At 51.0% G+C, this 22,910-nt stretch carries 26 protein-coding genes and 1 tRNA gene; 12 read left to right on the top strand and 15 right to left on the bottom strand.

Translation table 11 applies throughout. The annotated features are described in order from the left end of the window. On the top strand, positions 1 to 259 hold a 259-nt coding region (locus ACO0LH_RS26525), incomplete at its 5' end, for a hypothetical protein (protein ID WP_422944158.1). Between the two features lie 172 nt (positions 260 to 431). On the opposite strand, the gene ACO0LH_RS26520 is transcribed toward ACO0LH_RS26525, so the two are convergent. Both ACO0LH_RS26520 and apaG read right to left on the bottom strand, forming a co-directional pair. After that, positions 432 to 1,208, bottom strand: a complete 777-nt coding sequence (locus tag ACO0LH_RS26520) for an enoyl-CoA hydratase (RefSeq protein ID WP_422944157.1) — start codon at positions 1,206 to 1,208, stop codon at positions 432 to 434. A gap of 325 nt (positions 1,209 to 1,533) precedes the next feature. Beyond that, entirely contained in the window at positions 1,534 to 1,908 is a 375-nt protein-coding gene (apaG, locus tag ACO0LH_RS26515) for a Co2+/Mg2+ efflux protein ApaG (RefSeq protein ID WP_422944156.1), read from the bottom strand. A gap of 105 nt (positions 1,909 to 2,013) precedes the next feature. Here apaG and rpe point away from each other — a divergent pair, with 105 nt between their 5' ends. The 6 genes from rpe to trpC all read left to right on the top strand — a co-directional run bounded on the left by rpe (position 2,014) and on the right by trpC (position 7,566). Further along, on the top strand, positions 2,014 to 2,679 hold the full coding sequence (rpe, locus tag ACO0LH_RS26510) for a ribulose-phosphate 3-epimerase (RefSeq protein WP_422944155.1): 666 nt from the start codon (positions 2,014 to 2,016) through the stop codon (positions 2,677 to 2,679). 65 nt (positions 2,680 to 2,744) lie between these two features. Then, the gene (locus ACO0LH_RS26505; protein WP_422944154.1) at positions 2,745 to 3,428 is read left to right on the top strand and encodes a phosphoglycolate phosphatase; all 684 of its coding nucleotides are present in this window, start codon (positions 2,745 to 2,747) and stop codon (positions 3,426 to 3,428) included. A 236-nt stretch (positions 3,429 to 3,664) separates the two neighbouring features. Next, the gene (trpE, locus tag ACO0LH_RS26500) at positions 3,665 to 5,161 is read left to right on the top strand and encodes an anthranilate synthase component I (RefSeq protein WP_422944153.1); all 1,497 of its coding nucleotides are present in this window, start codon (positions 3,665 to 3,667) and stop codon (positions 5,159 to 5,161) included. Further along, the gene (locus ACO0LH_RS26495) at positions 5,162 to 5,734 is read left to right on the top strand and encodes an anthranilate synthase component II (RefSeq protein WP_422944152.1); all 573 of its coding nucleotides are present in this window, start codon (positions 5,162 to 5,164) and stop codon (positions 5,732 to 5,734) included. It abuts the gene before it with no gap. After that, positions 5,731 to 6,762, top strand: coding sequence for an anthranilate phosphoribosyltransferase (trpD, locus tag ACO0LH_RS26490; RefSeq protein ID WP_422944151.1), 1,032 nt, complete (start codon positions 5,731 to 5,733; stop codon positions 6,760 to 6,762). Before ACO0LH_RS26495 ends, trpD begins: the two co-directional genes overlap by 4 nt. Before the next feature lie 3 nt (positions 6,763 to 6,765). Next, positions 6,766 to 7,566, top strand: a complete 801-nt coding sequence (gene trpC, locus ACO0LH_RS26485) for an indole-3-glycerol phosphate synthase TrpC (RefSeq protein WP_422944150.1) — start codon at positions 6,766 to 6,768, stop codon at positions 7,564 to 7,566. A 126-nt stretch (positions 7,567 to 7,692) separates the two neighbouring features. Here the strand turns inward: trpC and ACO0LH_RS26480 are convergent, their stop codons facing one another. The 5 genes from ACO0LH_RS26480 to ACO0LH_RS26460 all read right to left on the bottom strand — a co-directional run bounded on the left by ACO0LH_RS26480 (position 7,693) and on the right by ACO0LH_RS26460 (position 13,031). Then, positions 7,693 to 9,564 carry a M61 family metallopeptidase gene (locus ACO0LH_RS26480; protein WP_422944149.1) on the bottom strand — a complete coding sequence of 624 codons (1,872 nt, stop codon included), beginning with the start codon at positions 9,562 to 9,564 and terminating at the stop codon, positions 7,693 to 7,695. 48 nt (positions 9,565 to 9,612) lie between these two features. Continuing rightward, positions 9,613 to 10,077, bottom strand: a complete 465-nt coding sequence (locus ACO0LH_RS26475; protein WP_422944148.1) for a DUF3429 domain-containing protein — start codon at positions 10,075 to 10,077, stop codon at positions 9,613 to 9,615. A gap of 249 nt (positions 10,078 to 10,326) precedes the next feature. Next, on the bottom strand, positions 10,327 to 10,908 hold the full coding sequence (locus ACO0LH_RS26470; RefSeq protein WP_422944147.1) for a nucleotidyltransferase family protein: 582 nt from the start codon (positions 10,906 to 10,908) through the stop codon (positions 10,327 to 10,329). A gap of 45 nt (positions 10,909 to 10,953) precedes the next feature. Further along, positions 10,954 to 11,718 (bottom strand): DsbC family protein, encoded by a 765-nt coding sequence (locus ACO0LH_RS26465; RefSeq protein ID WP_422944146.1) that lies wholly within the window; start codon positions 11,716 to 11,718, stop codon positions 10,954 to 10,956. Positions 11,719 to 11,792: 74 nt separating this feature from the next. Further along, complete coding sequence (locus ACO0LH_RS26460; protein WP_422944145.1) at positions 11,793 to 13,031, bottom strand: FAD-dependent monooxygenase; 1,239 nt, start codon at positions 13,029 to 13,031, stop codon at positions 11,793 to 11,795. Between the two features lie 155 nt (positions 13,032 to 13,186). Here ACO0LH_RS26460 and ACO0LH_RS26455 point away from each other — a divergent pair. Then, positions 13,187 to 13,262: transfer RNA gene (locus tag ACO0LH_RS26455), tRNA-Phe, on the top strand. 118 nt (positions 13,263 to 13,380) lie between these two features. Here the strand turns inward: ACO0LH_RS26455 and ACO0LH_RS26450 are convergent. The 4 genes from ACO0LH_RS26450 to ACO0LH_RS26435 all read right to left on the bottom strand — a co-directional run bounded on the left by ACO0LH_RS26450 (position 13,381) and on the right by ACO0LH_RS26435 (position 15,796). Next, the gene (locus ACO0LH_RS26450; RefSeq protein ID WP_422944144.1) at positions 13,381 to 14,124 is read right to left on the bottom strand and encodes a hypothetical protein; all 744 of its coding nucleotides are present in this window, start codon (positions 14,122 to 14,124) and stop codon (positions 13,381 to 13,383) included. Between the two features lie 54 nt (positions 14,125 to 14,178). Next, positions 14,179 to 14,967 (bottom strand): tyrosine-type recombinase/integrase, encoded by a 789-nt coding sequence (locus ACO0LH_RS26445; protein WP_422944143.1) that lies wholly within the window; start codon positions 14,965 to 14,967, stop codon positions 14,179 to 14,181. A 300-nt stretch (positions 14,968 to 15,267) separates the two neighbouring features. Continuing rightward, positions 15,268 to 15,558, bottom strand: a complete 291-nt coding sequence (locus ACO0LH_RS26440; RefSeq protein WP_422944142.1) for a type II toxin-antitoxin system RelE/ParE family toxin — start codon at positions 15,556 to 15,558, stop codon at positions 15,268 to 15,270. Next, entirely contained in the window at positions 15,551 to 15,796 is a 246-nt protein-coding gene (locus ACO0LH_RS26435; protein ID WP_422944141.1) for a type II toxin-antitoxin system ParD family antitoxin, read from the bottom strand. The genes ACO0LH_RS26440 and ACO0LH_RS26435 overlap by 8 nt, the downstream gene beginning before the upstream one ends. Before the next feature lie 438 nt (positions 15,797 to 16,234). Between ACO0LH_RS26435 and ACO0LH_RS26430 the strand changes: the two genes are divergently transcribed. From ACO0LH_RS26430 to ACO0LH_RS26415, 4 genes are all read left to right on the top strand, one after another. Beyond that, complete coding sequence (locus ACO0LH_RS26430) at positions 16,235 to 16,711, top strand: helix-turn-helix domain-containing protein (RefSeq protein WP_422944140.1); 477 nt, start codon at positions 16,235 to 16,237, stop codon at positions 16,709 to 16,711. Further along, positions 16,708 to 17,139, top strand: a complete 432-nt coding sequence (locus tag ACO0LH_RS26425; RefSeq protein ID WP_422944139.1) for a VOC family protein — start codon at positions 16,708 to 16,710, stop codon at positions 17,137 to 17,139. The genes ACO0LH_RS26430 and ACO0LH_RS26425 overlap by 4 nt, the downstream gene beginning before the upstream one ends. Beyond that, the gene (locus ACO0LH_RS26420) at positions 17,136 to 17,357 is read left to right on the top strand and encodes a hypothetical protein (protein ID WP_422944138.1); all 222 of its coding nucleotides are present in this window, start codon (positions 17,136 to 17,138) and stop codon (positions 17,355 to 17,357) included. The genes ACO0LH_RS26425 and ACO0LH_RS26420 overlap by 4 nt, the downstream gene beginning before the upstream one ends. Before the next feature lie 423 nt (positions 17,358 to 17,780). Continuing rightward, the gene (locus tag ACO0LH_RS26415; RefSeq protein ID WP_422944137.1) at positions 17,781 to 18,149 is read left to right on the top strand and encodes a VOC family protein; all 369 of its coding nucleotides are present in this window, start codon (positions 17,781 to 17,783) and stop codon (positions 18,147 to 18,149) included. Positions 18,150 to 18,222: 73 nt separating this feature from the next. On the opposite strand, the gene ACO0LH_RS26410 is transcribed toward ACO0LH_RS26415, so the two are convergent. From ACO0LH_RS26410 to leuC, 4 genes are read right to left on the bottom strand one after another with little or no spacing between them, the layout of a single operon-like run. Beyond that, the gene (locus ACO0LH_RS26410; protein WP_422944136.1) at positions 18,223 to 19,323 is read right to left on the bottom strand and encodes an alpha/beta fold hydrolase; all 1,101 of its coding nucleotides are present in this window, start codon (positions 19,321 to 19,323) and stop codon (positions 18,223 to 18,225) included. A 27-nt stretch (positions 19,324 to 19,350) separates the two neighbouring features. Continuing rightward, positions 19,351 to 20,673: a 2-hydroxycarboxylate transporter family protein gene (locus ACO0LH_RS26405; RefSeq protein WP_422944135.1), complete on the bottom strand. Its 1,323-nt coding sequence runs from the start codon at positions 20,671 to 20,673 to the stop codon at positions 19,351 to 19,353. A gap of 57 nt (positions 20,674 to 20,730) precedes the next feature. Then, on the bottom strand, positions 20,731 to 21,369 hold the full coding sequence (gene leuD, locus ACO0LH_RS26400) for a 3-isopropylmalate dehydratase small subunit (protein WP_422944134.1): 639 nt from the start codon (positions 21,367 to 21,369) through the stop codon (positions 20,731 to 20,733). Beyond that, on the bottom strand, positions 21,366 to 22,796 hold the full coding sequence (gene leuC, locus ACO0LH_RS26395) for a 3-isopropylmalate dehydratase large subunit (RefSeq protein ID WP_422944133.1): 1,431 nt from the start codon (positions 22,794 to 22,796) through the stop codon (positions 21,366 to 21,368). Before leuC ends, leuD begins: the two co-directional genes overlap by 4 nt. Between the last annotated feature and the right edge of the window lie 114 nt (positions 22,797 to 22,910).

Below are 22,910 nucleotides of genomic sequence, written 5' to 3'. Positions count from 1 at the left end.
TAGCTTGTTTTTAGTTTGTTTATTGAAAGACAAATATTTGTCTGTACAGCGCACTGCTGCTTCTAGATGGGTGTCGTGTGGCTCTCTTGCTAGCTTCCCGGCTCATCCGCGGACGACGCCAGGCTCCTGCATTCGCAGGAGCGTCGGATCGGGGGCTGTCTATATTGTTGCTATTTCGCTGATCGACCGCCCCCCTAACCCGCCCACTGCGCCGCTTGCAGGCGGCTTAGATTTTGTCGGCACAAAGCATGCTTTGTGAAACCCGGACGCCATCCCATTAGAAGGGGAAAGGAGTTTCACGGTTTTGCGATATGCTGGCATTGCTTCGCGGACGAGATGGATTTCTTAGGGCTGTGTAGATGCGATTTAATTTATAGAGGCGCGTCATATATGGTGCACTTCTATATAGTCCCTATATAACTACAGACAAATTACTTATTCTTAAATACCGCCGGACGTTTCTCCAGGAAAGCCTGCATACCTTCTTTCTGGTCTTCCATACCAAAGCTTGCCTGGAACAAACGACGCTCATACTGTATGCCCTCTGACAGCGTAGTCTCATAAGCGCGGTTGACAGATTCCTTGGCCATCATGATGATGGGCAGGGACATGGAGGCGATGGTATTCGCAGCAGCAAAAGCTTCTTCCATCAATTTGTCCAACGGCACGACGCGGGACACCAGGCCAGCGCGTTCGGCTTCAACCACATCCATCATGCGGGCGGTCAGGCACATATCCATAGCCTTGGATTTGGATATCGCACGTGGCAAACGCTGTGTGCCGCCAGCGCCAGGCAGAGTGCCCAGCTTGATTTCTGGTTGGCCGAACTTGGCATTCTCTGCAGCGATGATGAAATCGCACATCATGGCGACTTCGCAGCCACCACCCAACGCGTAGCCTGCAACGGCAGCGATGACTGGCTTGCGGATCTGGCGCATGGTTTCCCAGTTACGGGTGATGTAGTCATCTTTATAGGCATCCATGAAGCTGTAACCGACCATGGCAGCAATATCGGCACCGGCTGCGAAGGCTTTTTCACTGCCTGTCAGGATGATGCAATGAATGTTTTCGTCTTTGTCGAAAGCCTTGAGCGCCAAACCCAGTTCATCCATGAGCTGATCGTTCAATGCGTTCATGGCTTTGGGGCGGTTCAGGGTAATCAGGCCAACCTTGTCGCGGGTTTCGGTCAAAATACATTCGTAAGTCATAGATGCTCCTGATAAGAATAAGATATAGAGGGATGCAGCTTGTCCGCCTATGAGCGATGCTGCTGCGTGGCTTCTATTGTAATGCGCCTGATAGCTGTCTGTAATTATGCAGGTACAATATGCATAGTTAATTTACGGGGCATATAAGATGTGGTTACTGGCATTGGAAGCAGGTCTGGCAATGTTTATTTTGATTTTTATCGTGTGGTGGACCATGTTCCATGGCCGCAAGCCAGAATCACAACCGGAACAACATAAAAAGTCGATAGAACAAACTCAGAATAACGACAATCCCCAATAAGCCTGATTGCCTGCATTGGCAGGATTAATGCAGGGTACGTGGCAGTGACAAGACGAATTCCGGTATTTCTGCCTCAAAACGATGGGCGTCTTCTGCTACACAGAAGTAAATGCCTTTCATACTACCCTGTGGCGTTTTCAATGAACTGCCGCTGGTGTATTCAAAACTTTGCCCTGGCGCCAGAAACGGTTGGTGACCAACAACACCCAGGCCTTTGACTTCTTCTACGTGGTTTTTGCTGTCGGTAATGATCCAGTGACGAGAGATTAATTGAGCAGCCACGGTACCAGTATTCTTGATCGTAATGGTATAGGCAAAAACGAAATTGTTTTGCTCTGGGTCTGACTGGTCTTTCAGATATTGCGTGACCACTGATACGCTCATTTCATACGCTGCCATATTTCTCTCTCAATAGTGAATTGATGTCATTGTGCCAGACGAAGAGCGCAGTCGCTTGCCCATCACAGGGTAAAATAGCATATCTTTTTCAAGCTTGATTCCATCATGACTACTTTTCGCATTGCTCCCAGTATATTGTCTGCCGATTTCGCCCGCCTGGGTGAAGAAGTCCGCAATGTTGTCGCCGCTGGCGCTGACATGATCCATTTTGATGTCATGGACAATCATTATGTGCCCAACCTGACCATAGGCCCTATGGTGTGCGAAGCAATACGCCCGCATGTGCAGGTGCCGATTGATGTCCACCTGATGGTCAAGCCTGTGGACCGTATCATCCCCGACTTTGCCAAGGCTGGCGCGAACATCATCAGTTTTCACCCGGAAGCCTCAGAACATATAGACCGCAGCCTGCAAACCATACGTGACCATGGTTGCAAGGCTGGTCTGGTATTTAATCCAGCCACACCACTGAATGTGCTGGAGAATGTCATCGACAAGGTAGACCTGGTTCTGATCATGTCGATCAACCCCGGTTTTGGCGGCCAGACTTTTATCCCGCATACATTGAAAAAAATCGCGCAGGCCCGCAAGATCATAGATGAATCAGGCCGCAATATCATGCTGGAAGTGGATGGCGGGGTCAAAATAGAGAACATCGCAGAGATAGCCCGCGCCGGCGCCGATACCTTTGTTGCCGGTTCTGCCATATTTGGCAAACCCGACTACAAGGCCATCATTGATGCCATGCGCAGTGAGTTGGCCAAGGTTTAACCCCCAATTTCATCTCAAGGCTTTCCGCCACACCATGCGGGAAGCCTTCATCTGATTGCACCACCATGTTCAGCCATATCAAAGCCGTCATCATTGATCTTGACGGCACCATGATCGACACCGCACCAGACTTTCTGGTGGCAATCAACCGCATGCGTGAGGATTTTGTACTGGCACCGTTAACACTGGATGTCATCAAGACCATGGTAGGCAAGGGTTCTGAAAATCTTATCCATAAAGTTTTATCCGTGAATTTTGATGTGAATGGCGTAGCAGCACGCTTTGATGATGCATTAACTGCCTACCAGCGTCATTATCTGGCTATCAATGGCGACCACAGCCAGCTGTACCCTGAGGTACATGAAGGCCTGCAAGCCATGCGCGATATGGGCCTGCGCCTGGTCTGCGTCACCAATAAACCACTGGCCTTTGCCCTGCCGTTGATGCAAAAGAAAGAAATCAGTTTTTACTTTGAGCAAGTCTATGGCGGTGACAGTTTTGCAAAAAAGAAACCTGATCCCCTGCCTATGCTGGAAGCCTGCAAGGCTCTGAGCTTGCCACCATCACAAGTGCTGGCCATAGGCGATTCCAGCAATGACGCGATTGCCGCCCGCGCCGCTGGTTGCCCGGTCTTGACAGTGCCGTATGGATACAACCACGGCGAAGCTGTACAAAATATTCAAAGTGATGGTATAGTCGAAACCCTGTTGGATGCGGCACGACTGCTTTCAGCTAAAAACTTATATTGACTCTCAAATCATTCCTATCACGAATGTTTCTCGATAACAAACGTTCCACTATCACACCAGGCACTTTCGAGGCCTGGCTATGGCGACGCTGGCAATTCTGTTAAACCACGAATGCCGTGAGTAGTTGTGCCCATCCTCCGCACACCTTCTTGCTTGTTATATCAATCTGTCTTATCCGTTCACATCCCTTATTGCTGGCATCGTTGCGAGCACTTGCTGACGGCTGAAAGAAAACCATGACCGAACTCGAATTCAAATCGTTGGCCGCGCAAGGCTACAACCGTATCCCCATGATTGCGGAAGCCTTCGCCGATCTGGAAACCCCGCTCACCCTGTATCTGAAACTCGCGCAAACCCAGAATGCGGGCAAGAATACTTTCTTGCTTGAATCCGTCATGGGTGGTGAGCGCTTTGGCCGCTATTCCTTCATAGGCTTGCCCGCCAATACTTTGGTGCGCAGTTTTGGCGACAAAGTCGAAGTCCTGAAAAATGGCCAGGTCATAGAGAGTCGCGAAATGAACCCGCTGGACTTCATTGCTGAATTCCAGGCGCGTTTCAAGGTGGCATTGCGCCCTGGCCTGCCACGTTTCTGCGGTGGCCTGGCTGGTTACTTTGGCTATGACGCCGTGCGCCATGTAGAAAAACGCCTGGCGGGCAAGGCACCAAAAGATGATCTGGGCTTGCCAGAAATTCAGTTATTGCTGACGGAAGAACTGGCGGTCATCGACAATGTATCCGGCAAACTGTATCTCATCGTCTATGCCGACCCTACCCAGCCAGAAGCCTGGTCCAAAGCCCGCCAACGCCTGAAAGACTTGCGCGCCATGCTGCGCCGTAGTGTTGATGCACCTGTCACATCGGCGTCTGTCCGCACAGAATCCATACGCGACTTTGCCAAGGACGATTATCTGAAGGCGGTAGAAAAAGCCAAGGAATACATCATGGCAGGCGACCTCATGCAGGTGCAAGTGGGTCAGCGCATCAAGAAACCCTATGTGGATTCACCACTGTCACTATACCGCGCCCTGCGTTCGCTGAACCCTTCGCCGTATATGTATTTCTATAATTTTGGCGACATGCAAATCATAGGCGCATCCCCAGAAATTTTGGTACGCAATGAAAGCCTGAATGATGGCAGCAAGAAAGTCACGATACGCCCGCTGGCTGGCACACGCCCACGCGGGACCACACCGGAACGCGATGCAGAGCTGGCGAAAGAATTACTGGCCGACCCGAAAGAAATCGCCGAACACGTCATGCTGATAGATCTGGCCCGCAATGACATAGGCCGCATCGCCCAGACTGGCAGCGTCAAGGTGACTGACCAGATGGTCATAGAAAAATATTCGCACGTACAACACATCGTCTCGAATGTAGAAGGTGTCTTGCAAGCCGACTTGTCCAACCTCGATGTTTTGAAAGCCACCTTCCCGGCAGGCACCTTGTCTGGCGCGCCGAAAGTCAGGGCAATGGAACTCATCGATGAACTCGAACCCGTCAAGCGCGGCATCTATGGCGGCGCTTGCGGTTATCTGTCCTTCGGTGGCGAAATGGATCTGGCGATTGCGATACGCACCGGCGTCTTGAAAGACGGCATGCTGTATGTGCAGGCAGCCGCAGGCGTAGTAGCTGATTCAGTACCAGAAATGGAATGGCAGGAAACCGAAAACAAGGCACGCGCAGTATTGCGTGCAGCAGAACAAGTGCAAGATGGCCTGGATGGGGAGATTTAAATGTTACTGATGATAGACAACTACGATTCCTTCACCTACAACCTGGTGCAGTATTTTGCTGAGCTGGGTGAAGATGTGCGTACCTACCGTAATGATGAAATTACGATAGAAGAAATTGAAGCACTGACGCCCGATCACATCTGTATTTCTCCCGGCCCCTGTACACCGGCTGAGGCTGGTGTTTCCATCGCCGTCATAGAACGCTTTGCCGGCAAGACACCTATCCTGGGAGTCTGCCTTGGTCACCAGGCCATAGGTGCAGCATTTGGTGGCAAGGTTATCCGTGCCAAGCAGGTCATGCATGGCAAGACTTCTGCCATTGCCCATACTGGTGTTGGTGTCTTCAGAAATTTGCCCAGCCCTTACACGATTACCCGTTACCACTCGCTGGCGATAGAACGCGCCAGCCTGCCGGATTGCCTGGAAGTGACCGCATGGACAGATGACGGCGAAATCATGGGTGTGCGCCATAAAGAATTCAATCTCGAAGGCGTGCAATTCCACCCCGAATCCATCTTGTCCGAGCATGGCCACGCCTTGCTGAAAAACTTTTTGACTGGAACAGCATCATGACCATCTCTCAACAAGAAGCACTGACACGCCTGATAGAACACCGTGAAATTTTTCACGATGAAATGCTGTTCCTGTTCCGTAAACTGATGGGTGGCGAAATGTCGCCAGTCATGATCACCGCACTGACCATGGGCTTACGCGTCAAGAAAGAAAGCATAGGCGAGATCACCGCAGCCGCGCAAGTCATGCGTGAATTCTCGACCAAAGTGCCGCTGGCCAATACCACCAACATGATCGATATCGTTGGCACCGGCGGCGATGGCGCGCATACTTTCAATATCTCTACCGCATCGATGTTCGTTACTGCCGCCGCTGGCGCGCGGGTTGCCAAACATGGTGGCCGCAGTGTGTCTTCTTCTTCCGGCAGTGCCGATGTGCTGGAATCATTGGGCGCGAATATCAATCTCAAGCCTGAGCAAATTGCCCAGTCGATAGCACAAACCGGCATAGGCTTCATGTTTGCACCCAATCACCATGCGGCGATGAAGCATGCTGCACCAGTGCGCCGTGAACTGGGTGTGCGTACTATCTTCAATATCCTGGGGCCATTGACCAATCCTGCAGGCGCGCCAAATATTTTGATGGGCGTCTTCCACCCTGATCTGGTCGGCATACAGGTACGCGTCTTGCAAAGACTTGGCGCACAACATGCGCTGGTGGTATGGGGGCGTGACAATATGGATGAAGTCTCGCTAGGCGCACCGACCATGGTGGGTGAACTGGTGAATGGGGAGATTCGCGAATATGATATCCACCCGGAAGACTTTGGTTTGCAGATGGTGTCCAACCGTAATCTGCGTGTCTCTGGTGCCGATGAATCGAAAGCAAAGATACTCGAAGTGATGAACAATGTGCCAGGTGCAGCGACTGATATCGTCAGCCTGAATGCCGGTGCAGCTTTGTATGGCGCGGGCCTGGCAGCATCGATTGCCGATGGCGTGAAGCAGGCACAAGCGGCCATCGCTTCTGGTGCCGCACTGGCGAAGTTGCAGCAGTTTGTCGACGTCACCCAGCAGTTGGGAAAATAAGCCATGTCCGATATTCTGAATAAAATCCTTGATGTCAAAGCCGATGAATTGTCCGCGGCGAAAAAATACCAGTCGTATGCAAGCCTGCGATCTGAAGTGGAAAGCAACAAGGAAGCGCGCGCAAATTTGCGTGATTTTGAAGGCAGCCTGCGCAGCAAGATCGCGGCGGGCCATGCCGCAGTGATTGCAGAAATCAAGAAGGCCTCCCCATCAAAAGGTGTTTTGCGCGCAGATTTTCAGCTTGCTGATATTGCACAAAGTTATGCGGAACATGGTGCGGCCTGTTTGTCGGTGCTGACGGACGTACAGTTTTTTCAGGGTGCGCCTGAATACCTGCAACAGGCGCGCGCTGCCTGCGCCCTGCCAGCTTTACGCAAGGATTTCATGATTGATACTTATCAGGTCTATCAGGCCAGGCATTGGGGGGCGGATTGTATTTTGCTGATAGTCGCCGCACTCGACCACGGCCTGATGGCAGAACTGGAAGCCTGCGCGCATGAACTGGGCATGGGCGTACTGGTAGAGGTACACAATGCTGAAGAATTGGATGCCGCATTGAAGTTGAAGACAGCCATGCTGGGCATCAATAACCGCAACCTGCGTACATTTGAAGTGTCGCTGGATACGACTATCAGTCTGCTGCCACGCATCACGCCAGACAAGCTGGTGATTACGGAATCAGGCATCATGTCAGCAGAAGATGTCACCCGTATGCGCGCAGCAAATGTGCATGGATTTCTGGTGGGTGAAGCGTTTATGCGGGCAGAAAATCCTGGTGCTGAGCTGGCGAAGGTCTTTGCATAATCAGGCTGTCCGTATTTCCAGAGGAGGATATTGCAGATAACAGGAATGTCGCCCGGCATAAATAAAAAACCGCAGTACAGTTGATGCTGTACTGCGGTTCTGCAACCCTATCAGGTTTTTACTGCATCACTTATTTTTTACGAGCCTCTGAAAACTAGGTCTAGCCACAGACCCTGTCTTTGCAGTTGCCTGCACGGTAATGCTTACAGCAGGTACATCATCTGTCTGCAATTTCGCTGACACATTCAATAATTCATCACGGCGAAAAGCATGAACCTGCACCGTTTCACCAACACGGTAGCGGCCCAGTGCGGCACTCAAACTATCCCCGGCATCGGCAGCAGTCACGCGCAAACCGTTGATTGCCACCAGCACATCCTGGGCAGACAAGCCTGCCAGATGGGCAGCACGACCTTCATGCGCGTTGGCGATCTTGCAGTCATTACCGTCACGCACCACACGCACGCCCAGGCTTGCTTTTTTATTGGCAGTGCCCTCGTTGACCAGCACGGCAAAGTCAGCATACAGTTTTGCCAGCGGCACGTCTTCTGTACCACGCGCATGCTTGTCGAGGAAGCGGCGTACATTGACACCAGTCGCCTGCTCAACGACGCTTTCAAATTCTGTTTCTGCCAGACCCTGCTGTTTGCCAGTCAGGCTGCGCTCGTAGAAATCACGGCCAAACTTTTGCCACATGGCCCGCATCACATCATCGAGCGATTTCTTGCCTGCGGTTTCTGCACGTATCGTCAGATCCAGACCCAGGGCAACCAGCGAGCCCTTGGTGTAATAACTGACTATCGCATTCGGTGAATTTTCATCCTGGCGATAATATTTGGTCCAGGCATCGAAGCTGGACTCAGCCACGCTTTGCTTTGTACGACCGCTACCACGTGTCACCATGTTGACGGTTTTGGCCAGCAACTTGAAGTAAGCGGCTTCATCAATCACACCAGCGCGCACCAGCATCAGGTCATCGTAATAGCTGGTGAAGCCCTCAAAGATCCATAACAGGCTGGTGTAGTTTTCCTGACGCAGGTTGTAATGGGCAAAGGCAGCAGGTTTGATGCGTTTGACATTCCATGTGTGAAAATATTCATGGCTGCACAGACCCAGAAAGCCGCGATAGGCATCGCTCATTTCAGGCTGGTGTTTTACCGGCAGATCATTGCGGTTGCAGATCAGCGCAGTGGACGCGCGATGTTCCAGGCCGCCATAACCTTCACCGACCACCATGGTCATGAAAACATAACGGTCCATCGGGGCTTTTTTGCTGCGCGGCTCAAAGAAGGCAATCTGTGTTTCGCAGATTTTTTTGACATCGGCGATGATGCGGTCCATGTCCATGTTCGGTACTTTACCGGTCACGACAAAATCATGGGAAATGCCATGCGCATCAAATGTCGCCAGGGCAAAATCACCCATTTCAACCGGATGGTCGATCAGCGCATCATAATTGGCCGCAATATAAGTACCAAAACCGTAGCGCCTGGCTTTCAGTTCTGGCAACGCGGTCGCAACACGCCAGGTTTTGCAGGCAGCGTCATCAGCCCGCTGGATGTCAACCACATGCGGGTTCATCTCTTGTCCATGCACACTCAGGAAGACACTGGTGCCGTTGAAGAAGCCATGGCTTTGATCAAGGTGGGCAGCACGGACTGACAAATCCCAGGCATAGACTTCATAACTGATGCGCAGTGGTCCTTTGCAGGGCGCGGCTTGCCAGCTATGTTTATCCAGCTTTTTGAGTGCGACTTTTTTGCCGTCAGAACTGGCCTTGATCTGCACGATGTTGCGGGCGAATTCGCGCACCATGTAGCTTCCAGGTATCCATGCAGGCAGGCTGACAACCTGACCCGCCTCGTCCGGGGTGGCGATATCGAGTGTGACCTGATACAGATGTCCCGCCAGATCTTTGGGGACTATGCTGTACACAAGTGCGTGTTCAGATGCAGATATGGTAGTGCCTTGTCTCTTTGTTGTTATCGTTTTTTTCATTCTGAACGATCTTTCTGAAGCGGGTATGTATTATTGGTTACATCGCTATCAATTCGCAATATAGCTGCGCACATTGGCAGCGATGAAAGTGAATATCTGCGCGCCCACCACCACGCGGGTGAGTTGCAAACGCAGTTTGATAAACCAATCCGGAATACCATAACTTTGATACAGGCGCTTGTCGATCTGGTAGGCAGCAATAAAACCGACCACCTGCACGACAAAACCAAACAGCATATTGATCATGGAACACCAGGCAATCAGGGTAGGAATCACGCCCCAGATCAGGGCTTTTTTTGCTTCCTCATGATCTTTGCCGCCGGCCATGATAGTGACGCCCCAATGCAAACCGCCCAGAAAGGAAAGGATGACGATGCCATAATACAGCTGTGCCCGGATGAAAAAACCCAACCAGTCAGGATGCGCTACCCAGCAAGCCACGGTCAGCAGAATAAATGGCACAAGGCTGCCAAATCCCAGACGTATCGCCAGTTTTTGATTGAGTTCATCCATAAGGGTATGGGTCGCCAAAATGCCGCCCCGTATCAAGTCAGGTGTAAGAAAACCGCTATTCTAGGGCTAATTTGCTTGTATAGATATATCGCGCAAGTATTTCCGCTATGGCAATGCCAGTAAAAACGTAAAATATTGTGACGAGAGTTATACATCTTAGGCTTATTTACCCTAAGATGTACTATTTATATTACTTTTTATTATATTTTAAGCCATATAGACATGCGACAGGCGCTACGCGCAAGTGCATTAATTCAAGTCTTCCGGCACATCGACATCACGGTGTATGCCTGCATCATCCACCTCTACCAGCACGGTTTCAGCAGATTGCAACAAACCACGCGCACCGGTGTCGCCTTGCAGGGTGAGTAACTGCGGTAAATATCTTTGGGCAAATCCCACGGGGTTGCCACGCTGCCCCTGATAAACCGGCACGACGATACCCGCACCGTTTTGCAGTGCCTGCAACAAATCAAGAATGGTAGAAGGTTTGACGAAGGGCATATCGGCCAGGGCAATCAACCAGCCAGCGCTGTCAGCACTGTACCGCAAACCCTGTTGCAGGGAATGCGCCATGCCGGCATCGGCATTAGCACAGATTTCACAATGTACACCCAGGGCCAGCAATTGCTCGGTCAGGGCATGGGTGTCTGGCCGCAACACCGCAACCACTTGCGGCATCACTGCCAGCAAATTGCCTGCGCTTTGCTGGGCAACAGAGCCCCCTGCTGTCAAAGGTTGCAAGAGCTTGTTGTTTGCGCCACTGGCATCAAAACGCCGCCCGCGACCAGCGGCCAGCAGGATACCTGTCCAGCGTAGCGGTGAGGTCATGGTATGCAGGCTGGCTTAGCTGGAGCTGGTTAAATCGGGGGGGCATTAATTTGGCTTGGCAGCCGCCACCGCGGCAAGACGGCTTTCCAGGCCCTTGGCATCCATTGCACCAGGTACACGCGTGCCATCAGTAAAGAAAACGGCAGGCGTACCATTCACACGTAATTTCTGACCGAGGGCAAATACTTTTTCGTTGGGATTGTTGCAATTGGTGGCCGCAGCGGGCGCCACTTTGCCGTGCAACATCCACTCATCCCAGGCCTTGTTACGATCAGCAGAACACCAGATATTCTTGGAAATGGTCTTCGATTCTTCTGCCAGAATGTTGTACATGAAGGTATAGACAGTAATGTTATCCATACCCGCCAGCGTCTTGCGGAACTGCTTGCAGTAACCGCAGTTCGGGTCTTCAAACACCGCAATCACGCGCTTGCCATCTCCCTTGACCATCTTGATGGCGGAATCCAGAGGCAGTTCAGAAAACTTCACCTTGTTGAATTCATCCGTCCTGGCCTTGGTGTAATTGGTGCCATTTTTGGAATCAAATACATTACCGATGAACAGGAACTGCGCCTTTTCATCGGTGTACAAAATATCACCACCAACACGCACTTCAAACATGCCGGCATATGGTGTCTTGACGACGGAATCAACCTTCACACTTTCGCCCAGGCGCGGTTCTACCAGTTTGCGTACTGCGGCTTCCTGCGCGGTTTCTGCCGCAGCCGCTTCTGGAATCGCCAACACAGCCATACCCATGGCAGAAAGACCAAATACTGCGGACATCAAGGCTGATTTTAATTTTTTCATATCTTCATTTCTCTGTATCTATGTCTATCTATATCTATCGAATTCTTCCGTCCATGCGGTTTATGCCGTATGGCTTACATGCTCGATTTACCCATCGCATGCGCAATCAGTTTGCCTTTTATGACAGGCAAACGGTCCAGCAAGTTCAATCCCAAGTCGCGAATCAGACGTACAGGTGCCAGGTCAGAAGCAAATAAACGTGACAGGCCATCTGTGGTCAATTGCATCAGCATCACTTCTTCTTTACGGGCGCGCTTATAACGTTCGAGCAAACGTGCCTCACCACAGTCACGGTACGCTTCACGGTCCTTCATTATCCTGAGCAAATCGGCGACATCCGCAAAACCCAGATTCATGCCATGCCCGGCCAGCGGGTGCACCACATGCGCTGCATCCCCCACCAGTGCGACCCGCGAGGCTATCATGCTGTGAGGCCGCATCAGGCTTAACGGAAATGCCCTGATCGCTTCTGGCAACACCGGCGTCAATTGCCCCAGGCTGTCAGCGCAATACGGCATCAAACGCGCAACCAGTGCTGACAAGGGTTCAGCCAATATCGTCTGCGCCAGTACATCAGGTGCCGACCAGACCAGGGACACGCGATTGCCTGGTAACGGCAGCAAGGCTATAATGCCCTGGTCTTCCACAAACCATTGTTGCGCCACCCCGTGATGCGGTTTTTCACATTCAAAATTGGTGACCACACCCTGCTGATGATAAGAACGATAATCGAGCCCGATATCGCAGGCACCACGCACCCATGATTGCGCACCATCAGCGCCAACCACCAGCGCCGCGCGCAACAAACTGCCATCTTCCAGCCTGATTTGCGCGCCATCTGGCAAAGCAGACAACTGCTGTGCACGCCCTTGCACCAGCGTCAGGTTTTGCGCAAAGCGCATTGCCGTATCCAGCGCCTGGTTCAGGTTTTTATCTTCCACTATCCACGCCAGTTCAGTCGCATGCGCACCATAGGCATCAAAGCCCAGTTTGCCAGCATCCGCCCCGCCGCCTTGCACCTGCATGGCGGTAACAGGCGCAACCCGCGACAGATCCAGTGCATCCCACACCTTCAGCGACGACAGCAAACCATGTGCGACATGGTTCAAGGCATACACACGCACATCCCAGTCAGCCGATGCAAGTATAGTTGCAGACATAGACGCAGAAACCATTGCTGGAACAAGTACCGAAGCAGGCGCGCATAAAAGGTTCACACGCAAACCCGCCTGCGCAAAACCCAGCGCCGCCGCCTTGCCCACCGCGCCATTGCCGACGATGCAGATATCACTTTCATGCACCTGAACTGACATAAGACCTCACCAAAAACCAGATAATGGCCCCATTATACGGGAAGCACACAGCCCTGCCTGATGCGCTAAATCAAAGCCCCGTCATAGAGGGGCAGCAAGCTTTTTTAAGAAAAAGCTTGCAATCAGCCAGTTTCATCTCTATAATTCTTGGTCTTGGCCTGGTAGCTCAGTCGGTAGAGCAGAGGATTGAAAATCCTTGTGTCGGTGGTTCGATTCCGCCCCGGGCCACCAAGGAATATGTAGTAAAAAGAAGGACTTACAGAGATGTAAGTCCTTTTTTCTTTGGCCTTCTCATTCTACAAAAACAAGCCCCATTCTACAATTTTCATTTATCTGCCGAGCTGTTTTCTCAAGAAGGTTGTTTAGGGTCATCAACCAATTTTGTCGATATTAGTTGCGAAGGAAGAGAAATTCTAATTGTGCGGCCCTTACCCAAGTTACTAGCAAGTGTTTTTTCCAATGCTTTAAGCGCCTCAATCATTGTATTTTCATCCTCGTTTAGTGACTGGTGCAAGGCAGTACTGGCAGATTCAATTCGTGCTGCCAAATAGGCAGGAACTTTCTTTACTGCAAAATCCAAATTTATAGGGCCATATTGATCATCACCTTGCAGCTCTGAGAGAATTCTTTGTAACTCCTGCATGTCTTTAAAGTGTTGCTTATGTAAATACACCAAATTCCTGTATTTGCCTTGAGCTATGAGAATATGATTCATAACATCCACGCTTCCAGGACGGAACAAAAAAGTTAAAGACTGCATATCAATAACAAGTGATTCATCAAACTCGTGCAGAATCGGAAGCATCTGCATCCAAACAGGAAGGTTTGGTTCAGCGCTCAAAATCTGCGTCCTAGTTTCAATCACCCCTCTCTTATAAATCAGGAAGGCATTTACCATCCTGCCCATAACAGTGATTGCGAGATTTCCCGCCGCTATTTGATCGTCCTCTCTCTGACTCTGGCGCAAAAGCCAGTTAGCAAGGAAAGCTAAGAAAGCGCCAGAGAATGTACCAATCAATACTTTAAGTATATCAAAAAAAATTGCTCTGGGTTGGCCATGCTCTATCCCTTTCCTCAGCGGATTAATAAGCACTATAGATTCAAATATGACAATATGACCGTAAACTTCCCAATAATCAATAGGACATTATTTTGCTGACACAATACGATTCAAAGGTTTAACCAAGTCACCTTTTCGATCACGTGTATAAATTTCTGTAGTGGTTCTATTTTTATGACCAAGCAAACTCTGTGCATGCGCCAAGTCTTCAGTATCAGTAGCAGCTTTTGCGCGTAAGTCACGAAACTGAAAATTAACACCCGACTCTTCCCTGGCTTTATCAAACCTGGAACGCATTGCGGGATACGTCAGGCGCTGGCCATCTGGATCTTGCAAGAGTGCCTTGTTCACCTTGTCACGCGGTTTAGCCATGATACGAGCGATAACGTCAGCTAACTCCCTCTCAATAGCAATTCTCAATTTTTTGCCAGTCTTATTTTGCTTGATGGATAACTTGCCATCAGAAATGTCAGCAATGGTAATTTTTAGGACGTCCGCAGGGCGCTGGCCAGTACACAAAGCCAAATCCATAGCATCTTGTACTGTGGGATGTGCGACAGCCCAGACCGCCGCATATTCATCATCCGCAACGTATCTGTCACGTGCCTTTTCTTTAAAACCTTTAACGCCGATGCATGGATTCGTTGCATCAGTGTAGCCCCATGTCCTGGCATGGTTATACAAAGTGCTAAAAAACGCTTTCTCACGATTTGCACGTACCTTTGATGTTTCACCTCGTAAGCGCACGTATTCAGCCACATCAAATGGGCGAATGCTATCAATAGGCAAGTCACCGAATACAGCGTCAAGGAGCTTGAAATACTGGCTATAGTCTCGTTGCGTGTGCGCTTTCAACGTGGGCAGAATCTCTTTCATGTAGCGTTGGCCTATCACGCTGAAGGTCTTGTCATCTGGCTTTGCCTGGACATCTTCCAGTTCCGCCCATTTTCTTCGAGCTTCATTTATGTCATTGCCTAGCGGCGTCCACTTCCTGGCCGAACCAGCAACATGGTAATACGGGACGAAATGCTGCGTTAAAACTAAGTATAATTAAATTCGAATGCGGCGCAAGTGAAGCCGGAATTTACATGGACACATTCATGATTTAATCGATGGCAAAGCGACCTAATTGACCATCCAGACAAACTTATAAGCCGTTACGGTAAACTTTTGAGTTCACAGATAACGAGGCGCATCCATCCGATCATGCAGGATGCGGATAATCGCAATACCATATGACGTGATACGAAAATAAATCACGTGCCGCTCAACAGTCTGGCGACGATAACCTGGCCGGATGTGGTCACATGCAGGAGCCAATTTCGGCGACTGTGCCAATTCATCAAAGGCCGATGCCATGATGTCAGTGTAGCGATCGGCTTGTTCCACACTCCACTTGAGTGCCGTATAAGACCAGATAGCCTCAAGGTCATTCTCTGCAGCAGGTACGAGGCGGTACTCAGCCATGCTTACTCAACATTCTTTGCTTAAACGCGCTGGTATCAAAAGCACGGGGTTCCCCACTGGATTCTCCTTCAATCAGAGCAGCACGGATAGCCTCTACCTCGACGCTACGTTCTTGTTCACGGCGGATAAGGTCACGGATGTATTCACTGTCGTTTGTGTATTGGCCAGCGTCTATTTGAGCTTTAATCCAGCTGTCTTGCTTGTCAGTCAATGTGATGGTCTTGCGCACGGTTCCCATGGTGTTATCTCCAAGAATGGTTCAATAGTGCGACAAAAATCACACTATTGGTGCATTATCGCGCACATTGATGCTGGATACCAGTCTTTGATTTGAAAATTTAGAGATAATTCCAATATCAAAATTATATGTATCCGTGCTGCGAAATAATGCCGGATCACCCTCACCTATTCCTATATATGCTGGATTAATAGGCAACTTGAAAAACGAAATTCTATTCTACAAAACGAAAAAGCCCCACGCTGGCAAAGGCTTTGCTGATATCATTCACTCAGCTTTTGTAGAACAAAACTTTTGTAAGCCTTTGATTTTTATTGACAATGACAAAGCTTGAAAATCCTTGTGTCGGTGGTTCGATTCCGCCCCGGGCCACCAAGTATCTGTTTCGTCATCAGCGCCAGCCTATCAGGTTGGCGTTTTTGTTTGTGCGAGAATAGTATGCCTCAGAGTCCCCAATTATTGCGACGCTTGCTGCGAGCGAAAGACCGGATGGACGGGGCTGCCCATGAGGATTGGCCTATCGACAAGCTGGCACAGGTAAGCGCCGTATCAGCGGCACACTTCGCGCGCGAATTCAAGAAGGCTTTTGGCTTGCCTCCCCATCGTTACCTGCTCACACGTCGCATCGAACGAGCCAAAACCCTGTTGCGCGACACTGATCTGCCTGTTACCGAGATCGCCCTTCAAACCGGCTGGACCAGCCTTGGCACTTTCGGCCGCATCTTCCGTGACATTACTGGTGAAAGCCCGAGAGAACTCCGAACGCGCGAACGCGCACTTCCACATGCGGGGGAACACATCCCGGAGTGCGTCATGCGCAATATAGACCGCCCCAACCTCAATACAGCAGTTTTGGAGAAGCGGCGCGTGGAAGCGGCTGGCAAACTGGGGCCTCAATCTAAGGAGGATATATGACTCAAGGTGTTAATGTGGCAGGTCTGTATGTGCATGATCAGGATGAAGCGCTAGCATTTTACGTCGGTAAGCTGGGGTTTCTGGTCCACACCGATGTTCGTAACGGTGATTATCGCTGGCTGACAGTCCAGCATCCAGACCAACCCTCTTTCCAGCTCGGCTTGTTTGTGCCAGGCCCACCTATGCATGACGCTGCAACCGCACGGGCTTTGCAAGAGTTGGTAGCAAAAGGCGCCATGCCAGCAAACGTGCTTGTGGTAGATGACTGTCGCGCTACCTATGAGCGTTTGATCAAGTGCGGCGTGGAATTTACGCAAGAGCCGGTGAAGCGTTACGGCACCGTGGATGCGGGTTTCCGCGACCCTTCCGGCAATGGCTGGAAAATGATCGAGGCCGCAGCCAGGCCACAATCGGGGAAATCATCATGAGCTGGAACGAATGGATAAGACAAAGTCATCGCTGGCTGTCCATCGTTTTCACGCTGACGGTATTGGCCAACTTCGTAGCGAGAGCCATCAGCACAGGTGAGCCGCCGCCGTGGATAACCTATGCGCCACTGCCTCCACTGTTTCTGCAATTATTTTCAGGCCTGTATATGTTTGCCTTGCCTTATACAGGCAAGGGGCGCACGAAGACGCGCGCTTAACACCTGGCGGCCTGGAAGTGAAAATTAACGCCTGACGCTTACCTGGCCAAAAATTCTTCGCTTATAAAAATAGCGACGAGTGATAAAGGAATATTTCTGTTTTTCTCAAAAAAAAAGCAACTATTATTCTTACCCAAGGAAGGATTGAACATGAATTTTGATTTTGAAGAGCAATGATTTCATTTGCCATGTTCGACGTTCGATGGATCGTAGAAATCCCGCCTGAAGTAAGAAATGATTCAGGCATTTCAGACAGAAATGAGGTTACATAAACCTGGTTTTTTATGCACTTCAAATTTTATTTCAAATACCCCTGAAAAAAATAGCTTTCCTTAATACAGTTGCGCTCCAGCGCTCAGTAAATGGCCGTACCGGACCAGATGATTGAGTTTCGAATTCCAACCAGACTTTCATTGGAACATCATGTCAGCAGTTTTAAACACCATCCTGATTTATGCGAAAAACCCGTCGGCTACGGCTGAGTTTTATCGCCAGTTCTTTGACTTTGAAACGACCGGGGAAATGGTTGAAGGTTTGATTGAGCTTCACTCTCCTGCCTCTGGGGCCAGTATCCTGATTCATCAGGCTGCCCGGACCGTCAAGCTGGGGCAGGTGGGTGTGAAGTTGATGTTTAGCGTCAGGGATGTGGAGGGGTTTAAAGAGCAAAGTGCGCAACGTGGCCTGGTTTTTGGCAGCACGCATGAGGCTAATGGATATTCTTTCGCGAATGTCAAAGACCCCGATGGCAACTCGGTGGCGATATCAAGCCGTGCTTATCGTGCTGCGGTCTGAGTGATCAGGGTCGCAAGCGTGGATGAAGATATGCCAGCGTAACACTGGCATGGATTGCTAAAGTTCCCTGCCCTTAAGTTTGACGGAAGAATTGCATAAACGCATGCAGGGTCTGTTCAGGTGCTTCTTCTGGCAGGTAGTGGCCGCATGGCAGTGCGCCGCCGCTGACTGCGCCATCAATGGATTTTTCCCGCCAGGTCTTCAGCACATCATAGGTGTTGCCTACGACACCCTTGTCGCCCCACAAGACAAGCAGGGGGGACTGGATTTTTTTGTCAGCGTCGGCGGCATCATGTTCAAGGTCAATGGATGCCGCAGCGCGATAATCTTCACAAACTGCATGCAGGGTTTCTGCCGTGTAGCAGCGTCGGTATTCTGCATAGGCTTGGGGTGTGATTGCGCCTGGTGTCTTGTTTTGCTTGTTGATGTGGTGTTCAAGATAAAATTCCAGATTGGAACCTATCAGTCTTTCTGGCAGGGGTACTGGCTGAATCAGGAAGAACCACCAGACATAACGGCTTGCAAAATCCTTGTTGGTGGAGGCATACATGGTAGCGGTAGGAGCGATGTCCAGGATGGCGGCGCGTTCGATGACATCTGGATGATCAAGCAGCATGCGGTGGACAACCCGCCCACCGCGGTCATGGCCAACCACCTGAAAGCGGTGGTAGCCTAGTTGTTGCATGACCTCGACCTGGTCAAGCGCCATGAGTCGCTTTGAATATCCTGCATGGTCCTCGCCACCGTCAGGCTTGCCAGAGTCGCCATAGCCGCGCAGATCAGTGAGGACAACGGTAAAATGCTGCGCCAGCGCTGGTGCGATTTTATGCCAGCATACCAGGGTTTGGGGATGGCCATGTAGCAGCAACAGTGCAGGCCCTTGTCCACCCACAAGTGTTTGTATGGTGGTGCCGCTGGTTTTAACCAAGCTGCTCTTAAAGCCCGGGAACATATTGGCGATCGCGGCCTCTTGCGGCGTGGCTGATGCATTCACTGGAGATGGGCTGGATGTATTTGCCACCGCGTATCCTTTACTGGGTAATGAAAGCGTCGCTGCTGACACGGCACCAGCGATCAGGGCTCTTCTGCGTTGATTGATTGTACGCGTTTCGGCAACTGTTTTTGTAGCTGGCAACGCTGCTGCCTGTGCTCTGGTTTTTTCAAGTTCTGACATGCAATTCTCCGCGCTTTTTTATCTGTCTTAAGAAAAAATCTTCATCAATATCGTCGCCATGACGATCATTGATGCGCCGCCGATGCGGGTGGAAATTTGCGCGAAGGGCATCATCTCCATACGATTGGAAGCCGACAGGATTGCCACGTCACCTGTCCCGCCAAGCCCGCTATGGCAGGCAGTAACGATGGCTGATTCAACGGGATACATCTTCATCAGGAAACCTATGCCAAACCCGCTTGCCACCATCGCCAGAACGATAGAGGCGCAGACTACGAAATAGGCAAAAGAAAAAGAATTCATCATCTGGTTCCACGGAACAAACAAAGTCCCCAACCCAACCAGGATCGCAAAGGTCAGGTTGTTGGTCATGAAGCGGTACATCTGGTAAGCGCCAAGTTCCATATTCGCTGGCATGATCTTGCTGACTTTGACCAGGGCGGCACTGATGATCATCAGGATAGGGCCGGGGATGCCGGTCACCGGCGCCAGTACCGAACCGAGGATAAAAAAGGCGCATGTCAGCAACAGGCCAGCCCCCATCAAACTGATGTTGAGCGGTGCTTCGTTTTGTTTGGCGAGCAGTTCCTGGTCATTACCATCTTTTACCAGGGTGCCATTGCCGCTCAGTTGCGGACGCTTCTTGCCCAGCCAACTGAGGGCACCCGCGGACAAAATTGCTACCACATTGCCGATCAACGCAGCAGGGATGAGCGTGGCGACAATTTGCGCTTGTGGTGTTGTCGTAATTTCTGAATAGGCAATGGACAAGGGCAAAATGCCTTCACCAATCCCGCCGCCAAGAATGGGAATGATGATATAGAAGAACACATGCTTGATCTCATAACCCAATAACATGCCGACGACAAGGCCTGCGCTGACCGCTGCAACAGTGCCGACCAGCAGCGGAATGAACATGCGTATGAAGCCCTGCACTAGCACCTTGTGGCTCATGCCCAATATGCTGCCGACAACCAGGCAGGCAATGTACAGATATTGCAGGTTTGCCGTCTTCATTGCTGTCGTCAGCGCCTTGTGCATGTCCTGGTCAAACAGATTGTAACCAAGCAGTGCCGATGGTACGAAAAGGCATAGGATGGCTGATCCGCCTATGTGTTTAAGTAGCGGAATTCTGTTACCCAGATCACCTAGCAGGAAGCCCGATAGCATCATGACGGCCAAACCGCCGATGAGGTCATTCGGCAAACGGTGGTTGATGGCGGCGGCAATAGTGATGGCAGCCAATACGACATAAACAGGTAGCGGCAGTGGCCCGATACGGATCGCCATCAATTTGTGCCAAAAACCTGAGCCGACAGGTTCAGCAGGTAAAGCTGTTTCAATATGCATTTTTGTCTCCATTATTTTTAATATTGCGCCAGACGAATGCCTGGTCGCATCGTCTGCTTAAGCCAGACTGTCTCTGGTCTTGCTTGCCAGATTTTTTAGCCATGGGCGTTGTTCCCAATGCCTGGTTGCGAAGTCCGTGATTTGCTGTTGCATGGCCAGTGTTGCGCCCACCATATCAAGGCCTTCGAGAAACATGCGGCGATGGCGCTCAGACAGAGAGAAAGACGCTGTCAGGTTCTTGCTGCGCACTGTCATGGCCTCTACATCGATCAGAACATGCTTGCCTGAAGGGCTGCTGATATCAGCAAGCAGCAAGTCAATCTCAGCCTGTGCAAGTGCCACCAGCATGAGTTTGTTGTTCATTGCGTTGGAATAGAAAATTTCTCCAAAGCTTGGGGCAATGACAGCGTCAATTCCATACTGCTGCAGGCCCCAGACCGCATGTTCGCGGCTGGACCCGCAACCAAAATTGGGGCCACCTACCAATATCCTGGTGCCAGCGTATTCAGGCTGGTTAAGCACGCAGTCAGGGCGGCTATTTCCATCCAGATCAAAACGCATATCGTAGAGCAGCCCCTTGGCCAGACCAGCCTTGTCGATACGTAGCAAAAATTGCTTGGGCATGATTTGATCGGTATCCAGGTTGGCAACCGGCAAGGGTGCAGCAATGCCTTCGATTCGGGTTTGAACAGTCATGCCTGGACTCCTAATTTGCGCACATCGGTAATGTGACCAGTGACAGCCGCCGCAGCGGCCATGGCAGGGCTCATCAGGTGGGTAATGGCACCGCGACCCTGGCGGCCTTCAAAATTGCGGTTGGTGGTAGATGCGCAGCGTTGACCCGGGCTCAATACATCGTCGTTCATGGCCAGACACATAGAGCAACCGGGCTGGCGCCATTCAAAGCCAGCATCAATGAACAACCTGGCCAAACCTTCTGCCTCTGCCTGCCGCCTGACCTCGCCTGAACCCGGCACGATCATGGCGCGAACGGCAGACGCAACGCGGCGTCCTTTGACAATCGCGGCGACTGCACGCAGATCTTCGATACGCGCATTGGTACAAGACCCAATAAAGACAACATCGACTGGCAAACCCTCCACGCCGTCACCAGCCTGCAAACCTGTGTAATTAAGCGCGCGCTCCATGGTGTGATGCAGCGCATTGCTGGTGTCTGTCGGCATTTGCGGGATGCGGGCCGTGATGGGAATGGCCTGGTCAGGGCTGGTACCCCAGGTGACATAAGGCTCTACGTCGTTCGCATCAAAATACAGCTCAAGGTCGAAGATGGCATCTTCGTCGCTATACAGATCAGCCCAGTCTGCTTGCGCCATGGCCAGCATATCGCCCACCAGATCAGGGCAATGCGCCTTTACATAGGCTATGGTGGTGGCATCTGGCGTAATGAGCGCACCACGGGCACCAGCTTCGACCGCCATATTGCACAGGGTCATGCGCGCTTCCATAGACAGCGAGCTTATTGCTTCGCCACAGAATTCAACAACATAACCGCGCGCACCTTGCGCGCCGATTTGCCCAATGATCAGCAAGATCAGGTCTTTCGCGGTTGTACCTGTGGGCAAGCGGCCTGCTATATGGATGCGCATGTCCAGCGCAAGCCGATACACCAGCGTCTGCGTAGCCAGCACATGCTCCACCTCCGACGTGCCGATGCCGAATCCCAGCGCACCAAACGCACCATAGGTGGTGGTGTGGCTGTCACCGCAAAGTATCACCATGCCAGGCCTGACCATGCCAAGTTCGGGCGCGATGACATGCTCTATGCCCTGAAAGCGGTCATTGGTATCAAACAGGGGTATGCCATGGAAATCGCAATTGCGCTTCAGGTTCGATGCCTGCAAGGCAGAATTTGGCTCGGTAATCATGCGTATCGCCAGTGGATGAGTGGGAATAATATGGTCGACCACGCCCAGGTTCTGGCCAGGCTGGGCAGCTTTCCTGCTGGCATGTGTCAATGCTGCAAATGCCTGGGGGCTGGTGTACTCGTTCATGATGTGCAGATCGGCATACAGCAACACGTTCTGTTCATCCAGCCTTGCTACCGTGTGGGTTTCCACCAGTTTCTGGTATAGCGTTTTTGCTGTACCTGGTAATTCAGTCATGCAAGTCTCCTGTAGATTGAACCTGTTCAAGCTTCTTATGGAAGACAAGTTAATTTATTGCGAATTGATTTACAATGACTTGAAAATCAAACTGTTTTTAACTTAAACGCAAAA

It is taken from the genome of Undibacterium sp. TJN19 (genome assembly GCF_049339485.1).
Classification (GTDB): domain Bacteria; phylum Pseudomonadota; class Gammaproteobacteria; order Burkholderiales; family Burkholderiaceae_D; genus Undibacterium.
Note: the sequence above shows the minus strand (reverse complement) of the source record. Positions and strands in the feature narration are given on the sequence as shown.

Bases quoted from the DNA above. Each gene is read 5' to 3' on its own strand.
- ACO0LH_RS26425 (WP_422944139.1), top strand. From the start codon at position 16,708: ATGACTCAAGGTGTTAATGTGGCAGGTCTGTATGTGCATGATCAGGAT.
- ACO0LH_RS26420 (WP_422944138.1), top strand. From the start codon at position 17,136: ATGAGCTGGAACGAATGGATAAGACAAAGTCATCGCTGGCTGTCCATC.
- leuC (WP_422944133.1), bottom strand. From the start codon at position 22,796: ATGACTGAATTACCAGGTACAGCAAAAACGCTATACCAGAAACTGGTG.
- ACO0LH_RS26440 (WP_422944142.1), bottom strand. From the start codon at position 15,558: ATGGCTGAGTACCGCCTCGTACCTGCTGCAGAGAATGACCTTGAGGCT.
- ACO0LH_RS26480 (WP_422944149.1), bottom strand. From the start codon at position 9,564: ATGAAAAAAACGATAACAACAAAGAGACAAGGCACTACCATATCTGCA.
- ACO0LH_RS26435 (WP_422944141.1), bottom strand. From the start codon at position 15,796: ATGGGAACCGTGCGCAAGACCATCACATTGACTGACAAGCAAGACAGC.
- ACO0LH_RS26495 (WP_422944152.1), top strand. From the start codon at position 5,162: ATGTTACTGATGATAGACAACTACGATTCCTTCACCTACAACCTGGTG.
- ACO0LH_RS26405 (WP_422944135.1), bottom strand. From the start codon at position 20,673: ATGCATATTGAAACAGCTTTACCTGCTGAACCTGTCGGCTCAGGTTTT.
- ACO0LH_RS26465 (WP_422944146.1), bottom strand. From the start codon at position 11,718: ATGAAAAAATTAAAATCAGCCTTGATGTCCGCAGTATTTGGTCTTTCT.
- ACO0LH_RS26430 (WP_422944140.1), top strand. From the start codon at position 16,235: ATGCCTCAGAGTCCCCAATTATTGCGACGCTTGCTGCGAGCGAAAGAC.
- ACO0LH_RS26460 (WP_422944145.1), bottom strand. From the start codon at position 13,031: ATGTCAGTTCAGGTGCATGAAAGTGATATCTGCATCGTCGGCAATGGC.
- ACO0LH_RS26470 (WP_422944147.1), bottom strand. From the start codon at position 10,908: ATGACCTCACCGCTACGCTGGACAGGTATCCTGCTGGCCGCTGGTCGC.
- ACO0LH_RS26445 (WP_422944143.1), bottom strand. From the start codon at position 14,967: ATGAAAGAGATTCTGCCCACGTTGAAAGCGCACACGCAACGAGACTAT.
- rpe (WP_422944155.1), top strand. From the start codon at position 2,014: ATGACTACTTTTCGCATTGCTCCCAGTATATTGTCTGCCGATTTCGCC.
- trpE (WP_422944153.1), top strand. From the start codon at position 3,665: ATGACCGAACTCGAATTCAAATCGTTGGCCGCGCAAGGCTACAACCGT.
- ACO0LH_RS26475 (WP_422944148.1), bottom strand. From the start codon at position 10,077: ATGGATGAACTCAATCAAAAACTGGCGATACGTCTGGGATTTGGCAGC.
- ACO0LH_RS26505 (WP_422944154.1), top strand. From the start codon at position 2,745: ATGTTCAGCCATATCAAAGCCGTCATCATTGATCTTGACGGCACCATG.
- ACO0LH_RS26415 (WP_422944137.1), top strand. From the start codon at position 17,781: ATGTCAGCAGTTTTAAACACCATCCTGATTTATGCGAAAAACCCGTCG.
- trpD (WP_422944151.1), top strand. From the start codon at position 5,731: ATGACCATCTCTCAACAAGAAGCACTGACACGCCTGATAGAACACCGT.
- ACO0LH_RS26410 (WP_422944136.1), bottom strand. From the start codon at position 19,323: ATGTCAGAACTTGAAAAAACCAGAGCACAGGCAGCAGCGTTGCCAGCT.
- leuD (WP_422944134.1), bottom strand. From the start codon at position 21,369: ATGACTGTTCAAACCCGAATCGAAGGCATTGCTGCACCCTTGCCGGTT.
- ACO0LH_RS26520 (WP_422944157.1), bottom strand. From the start codon at position 1,208: ATGACTTACGAATGTATTTTGACCGAAACCCGCGACAAGGTTGGCCTG.
- apaG (WP_422944156.1), bottom strand. From the start codon at position 1,908: ATGGCAGCGTATGAAATGAGCGTATCAGTGGTCACGCAATATCTGAAA.
- trpC (WP_422944150.1), top strand. From the start codon at position 6,766: ATGTCCGATATTCTGAATAAAATCCTTGATGTCAAAGCCGATGAATTG.